This is a genomic window from Collimonas fungivorans, assembly GCF_028292705.1.
Taxonomy (GTDB): Bacteria; Pseudomonadota; Gammaproteobacteria; order Burkholderiales; family Burkholderiaceae_D; genus Collimonas; species Collimonas fungivorans_B.
Map to the genome: position 1 here is coordinate 1 of NZ_JAQGLV010000341.1, position 5,230 is coordinate 5,230.

General features: G+C 61.5%; 5 protein-coding genes. 2 read left to right on the forward strand and 3 right to left on the reverse strand.

What is annotated here, in order from left to right; genetic code table 11:
• The 3 genes from JWQ61_RS19065 to JWQ61_RS19075 all read right to left on the reverse strand — a co-directional run.
• Positions 1–1,155 (reverse strand): FAD-dependent oxidoreductase (locus JWQ61_RS19065; protein WP_304361883.1); only part of this gene is annotated, 1,155 nt, incomplete at its 3' end.
• An 11-nt stretch (positions 1,156–1,166) separates the two neighbouring features.
• Positions 1,167–2,480: an MFS transporter gene (locus tag JWQ61_RS19070; protein WP_304361884.1), complete on the reverse strand. Its 1,314-nt coding sequence runs from the start codon at positions 2,478–2,480 to the stop codon at positions 1,167–1,169.
• Positions 2,481–2,797: 317 nt separating this feature from the next.
• Positions 2,798–3,445: a LysE family translocator gene (locus JWQ61_RS19075; protein WP_304361885.1), complete on the reverse strand. Its 648-nt coding sequence runs from the start codon at positions 3,443–3,445 to the stop codon at positions 2,798–2,800.
• 108 nt (positions 3,446–3,553) lie between these two features.
• Here JWQ61_RS19075 and JWQ61_RS19080 point away from each other — a divergent pair, with 108 nt between their 5' ends.
• Positions 3,554–4,504 carry a YafY family protein gene (locus tag JWQ61_RS19080; protein WP_304361886.1) on the forward strand — a complete coding sequence of 317 codons (951 nt, stop codon included), beginning with the start codon at positions 3,554–3,556 and terminating at the stop codon, positions 4,502–4,504.
• Between the two features lie 206 nt (positions 4,505–4,710).
• A complete protein-coding gene (locus JWQ61_RS19085) occupies positions 4,711–5,160 on the forward strand; it encodes a ProQ/FINO family protein (protein ID WP_041741028.1) in 450 nt (149 codons plus the stop codon).
• The last annotated feature ends 70 nt before the right edge of the window (positions 5,161–5,230 follow it).

A 5,230-nucleotide genomic window follows, 5' to 3' on the forward strand; every position in this document is an offset into this window, starting at 1 on the left:
GCCGTATTCGCTGGCGTCGCCCACCATCACGCCGCCCAGCAGGTATTTGCCGCATTCCGACACCACGATCTTCTTGTAGATCTGCTTGCGCTCGTCGGTGAACTGGTAGGAACGGCTGCCGGCTTCCCTGCCGTGCGGATCGCCGATGCTGGCGACGTCCACGCCCATCAGCTTGAGTTTGGTGCTCATGTCGGCGCCGGTGAATTCAGGAACTGCCGTGCCGCTGTCAACCGTGAGCATGTGCTTTGCAGCGATGCGCGCCATGTCGTAACCCGGCGCCACCAGGCCAAATATGCGGCCGTTCCACAGGGCGCATTCGCCAATCGCATAGATATCCGGATCGGAGCTGCGGCAGCTGTTGTCGATCACGATGCCGCCGCGCTCGCCGACCTTGAGGCCGCTATCGCGCGCCAGCTCGTCGCGCGGACGGATGCCGGCCGAAAACACGATCATGTCGGTATCGAGATGGGTGCCGTCGTCGAAATTCATGCGATGCGTGCCGCTTTTGCCGTCGACGATTTCCAAGGTGTTCTTTTGCGTATGCGCAGTGACGCCCAGTTCTTCGATTTTCTGGCGCAGGATGCGGCCGCCGCTTTCATCCACCTGCACCGCCATCAGGCGCGGCGCGAACTCGACCACATGGGTTTCCAGCTGCATGTCGCGCAAAGCCTTGGCGCATTCCAGCCCGAGCAGGCCGCCGCCGATCACGACGCCGCTGCGCGACCGTTTGCCGCATTCCAGCATCGCTTCCAGGTCTTCGATGGTGCGGTAGACAAAACAATCCTTGCGCTGGTTGCCGGCCAGGGTCGGCACAAACGGATAGGAGCCGGTAGCGATCACCAGTTTGTCGTACGGCAGGATTTCGATGGCGCCGCTCACATTCACCGTGACAGTCTTGGCGACGCTGTCGATCAGTTGCGCCTTGGCGTTCAGCTTCAGTTCGATATGGCTGTTGCCTTCGAAAAAACCGGGCGCCACCAGCGACAGGTCTTGCGCCGATTTGCCCGAAAAAAATTCCGACAGGTGGACGCGGTCGTAGGCCGGGCGCGGTTCTTCGCACAGCACAGTGACTGCCATGCCTGGCGTGCCGGCGTCGGCCAGGCATTCCAGTAACTTGTGGCCGACCATGCCGTGGCCGATGACGATGATTTTCATGGTGCTGTCCTTTATGCGCTTCTGGCGGCTAAGTCGTACAACGCTTGTTCCTGCGCCTTGTGCTCCGGGCTGAAGCGCACGGCGATGGCGCACAGGGCTGAAATCGTCACCAGCGCGCCGAGCATGGTCAGCGTCTGCTGGGTGTCGCCCAGGCCTTTCATCAGGAAACCGGCAGCCACTGCGCCGACATTGCCGCCGGCGCCGATGATGCCGGCCACGCCGCCGAGCGCCTTGCGGTCGATGAATGGCACCAGCGCATAGGTGGCGCCGCAAGCCATGTGGGTGAACAGGCCGAAGGTCAGCATCGCCGCCACCGCCAGCACAACGCTGCCGGCATGGGCGAACCACAGCAAGCCCAGGCCTTCGCCCAGCATCAGCACGAACAGCAGGACCGCGCGGCTGTCCAGGTTCCCGCGCAACGCCGCCTTGTCGGACAGCCAGCCGCCCAGTGCGCGCGCAAACAGAGCCAGCAGACCGAAACTGGCGGCTGCCATGCCGGCGCCCTTCAGCGACAGGCCGAAATGATCGACGTAATAAATGGCGGCAATGTTATGGATGAATATCTCGACGCCGAAACAGGCGCCGTAGGTAACGAACAGCAGCCACACCCGGTAGTTGCCGCTGGCGGCGCGGAAGCTGGCCCAGCCGCCCTTTTTACCGCCTTCTACAGCCACGCCCTGGGCGCGCAATTCGGCGTAATTCCCTTGTGGGCAGTCCTGCGTGTAGCGCCAGTACAGCGCCGCCATGACCAGCATGAACACGCCAGGCACCAAAAGCGCCAGGCGCCAGCCCATGGTTTCGCTCACGCCCAGCATCAGCAAGGCCGCCACCAGCAACGGCATCAGCGCTTGCGCCGCACCACCGCCGGTATTGCCCCAGCCGGCCGAAGCGGCATTGGCGGTGCCGACCACATTGGGCGCAAACATGACCGAGGTGTGGTACTGGGTGATGACAAAACTGGCGCCGACCGCACCGATGCACAGGCGGAAGAACAGGAAACTCTCGTAGCTCTGCACCAGCGCCACGCCGAATACCGGCAGCGCGCCGACCAGCAGCAACCCCGTATAAGTTTTGCGCGGACCGTAGCGGTCGCACAGCGGCCCGACCAGCAGCCGCACCAGTATCGTCACGGCGACAGCGGCGATATTGATATTGGCGATCTGCGCCATGCTCAGCCCGAGCTGGCCCTTGATCAGGGGCATCAGCGGCGCGCAGGCGAACCACGCGAAGAAACAGACGAAGAACGCCATCCAGGTCAGGTGGAAGGCGCGCATCTGCGGCGTGCGCAGGCTGAAGAGTTCGATGCTGGTTGCTTTGTTTGCCATTTTTTGTCTTTAAAAACAAAAAGGCGTCCTCTCGACCCAACCATAGAGCGGTTGAGCCAAGAGGACGCCGTTGTCCAACAGATCCATCGTTGGACCTGCATCAGAAGAGGTCGGATCGTCGTTGATCCTGTGACCTGATTCAGAGCAAACGTCGTGCCATCAAGCTAAGCTATTGATTAAAAACAGTTTCTTTGTTTTTCAAATCGAGAAAAACTCGCCTGCCGCGCCGTTGCGGCGCGTGGCGCGGGATTTTTGCCTGAAGATGGTGCGCCGCATTCTATTTCGGTGCGGCGCAAGTACGGAGGCCAGCACGGCGGCTACATCGCCTGCCAGCCCTCGATCCCGGTAAAGATCCCGGCCGCTATCAGCAATGCGCCAACCACCCGCGCCGTAACCAGGCTGCCGCGCGGATTGGCGTCGAACCAGCTGCGGGTGCGGCTGGACAGGATGGCGATGAAACCGTACACGCCTGCCTGGGTAAGCGCGGTGATTATCCACAGCACCAGCGCCTGGCTCCAGATCGGGCCAGCATCGATTTTCAGGAACTGCGGGAATATCGCCAGCATGAAGACGTAGGCTTTCGGGTTGAGCAGGCTGGTCAGCATGCCTTGGTAAAAGGTGGTTGCAGGCGCCTTGGCCGGGGCCGGCTCAGGCGACGTCGAGGCAAAACGGAAACCGCTCTCGCTGCGCAACAGCGACCAGCCGATCCAGGCGATGTAGGCGGCGCCGGCCAGCAGCACCAGGTTGAACAGGCTCGGCCACAGCTTGAGCACCACCGCCAGGCCCAGCGCACCCATGGTCATGTGGCAGACGCCGCCGGCGACAATCCCTGCCACCGCCGCCAGGCCCGAACGTCGGCCGCCGACCAGCGCGCTGGCCAGCACGAAAGCCATGTCCAGCCCGGGCAGGATGATGACGCCGAATACGATCATGAAATACAGCCAGAGATTGACGGATTGGTTCATTGGGAGGCTCCTTGCGCATTGGGGTTTATTTGTATTTTTGTTGCTGGAACCGAAGATAAAGTGTATTTAGGACACAATCCGCCCTATATATAAATTATCCTGCAAAGCATGTACCACCCAACCACACGCGTGCTGGCAGTGCTGGAACTGCTGCAAACCCATGGCCGGATGAGCGGAGCCGAGATGGCGTCGCGCCTGGAGGTCGACGGCCGCACGCTGCGCCGCTATATCGTGACCCTGGAAGAAATGGGGATTCCGATCACCACCGATCGCGGACGCCACGGCGGTTATGCGCTGATTGCCGGCTTCAAGCTGCCGCCGATGATGTTTACCGACGACGAAGCGCTGGCCTTGTCGATCGGCTTGCTGGCGGCGCGTAGCCTGGGCCTGGCGGAAGCGGCACCGGCGGTGGCGAGCGCCCAGGCCAAGCTGGAACGGATCATGCCCGCCAACCTGAAGCGCCGTGTCAGCGCTGTCGACGAAACGGTCAAGCTCGACCTGTCGCAAGCGGTCTCGCCGGCCGACAACGCCGCCTTGGTTGCGCTGAGCGCGGCGGCGCAAAACAGGCAGCGCGTGCATCTGCATTACCGCAGCGCCGGCGGCGACGACAGCCAGCGCGATTTCGACGCCTATGGCCTGGTGTATCGCAGCGGCCGCTGGTACGTGGCGGGCATGTGCCATCTGCGCAAGGACCTGCGCTCGTTCCGGCTGGACCGGATCCGCCAGGTACAGCTGCTGGAACAAAGTTTTATCCGCCCGGCCGGTTTCGACGCCCTGGCCCACCTGGCGTTTTCGGTCGCCACCATGCCGCGCACGTTTGCGATAGAGGTGTTGCTCAAGACCGATCTCAAGTCGGCGCGCGACCACCTGTTCGACGCCATCGGCATCTTCGAGCAGACCGCCGATGGCGTGCTGGTCCATAACCAGTCGGACGATCTCGACTGGTTTGCCAGGCAACTGGCGCGGCTGCCGTTCGCATTCGAAATCCGCCATCCGCCGCAATTGCGCGATGCCGTCAGGATTTGCGCGCAAAGATTATTGGCGCTGGCGGGCAATTAGAGCCCTGCCTCGCAATATTGACAGTATGTCGATGATGCAATGCACGATAGAGTGGTTGTGATGTAGATTCGCGGCTTCGCGGTTCTCCGCAGAACAACAAGCTGCAGAAAAACAGCGCCTGAGCCCGGAAAACACGGCCCCGGCAAGAGTTTCAAGGCATCTCCGTGATATCCTGAGCGTTCTAAAACATAACGCTTTTGTTGTCAATGAATACACCTGCTGTTGCAACCACTCCCAACCCTGTTCAAACCGCTCGCGTTCTGCTCAAGGAACTCCAGGAAAAATTCGCGGTATTCCGCGATTACCAGCCGCTCGCGATCGGCATCGACAAGCAGCTCATCGCCCTGACGCCTGAACTCAACCGCAAGACTTTGCGCATAGCGCTCGGCATGCACACCAACTCGCTGCGCTATCTCAAGGGGATGGAAAAAGCGACGCACCGGTTCGACCTTGAAGGCAACAGCACGGATGAAGTGACGGAAGTCCATCGCACCCATGCCACCGAGACGCTGCGCGAACGTTTCAAGAAAAACGCCGAACAGCGCAAGGCCCAGCGCGCCGCCGAAGCGGCCCAGGAAGCCGCCGAAAAAGCAGCGCGCCAGCATGCGGAAAAACTGAACCAGCTGACCGCAAAATTCTCGCGCAACCGCGGCTGAAAAAATTGACCGGCTGCGCAGCGTTTGCGGCAGCCGGCTCATTTGCGGGTCAGCAGCCATATCCAGTTGG

Coding starts and splice junctions, on each gene's coding strand:
- JWQ61_RS19080 (WP_304361886.1), top strand. CDS start 3,554: ATGTACCACCCAACCACACGCGTGCTGGCAGTGCTGGAACTGCTGCAA.
- JWQ61_RS19085 (WP_041741028.1), top strand. CDS start 4,711: ATGAATACACCTGCTGTTGCAACCACTCCCAACCCTGTTCAAACCGCT.
- JWQ61_RS19070 (WP_304361884.1), bottom strand. CDS start 2,480: ATGGCAAACAAAGCAACCAGCATCGAACTCTTCAGCCTGCGCACGCCG.
- JWQ61_RS19075 (WP_304361885.1), bottom strand. CDS start 3,445: ATGAACCAATCCGTCAATCTCTGGCTGTATTTCATGATCGTATTCGGC.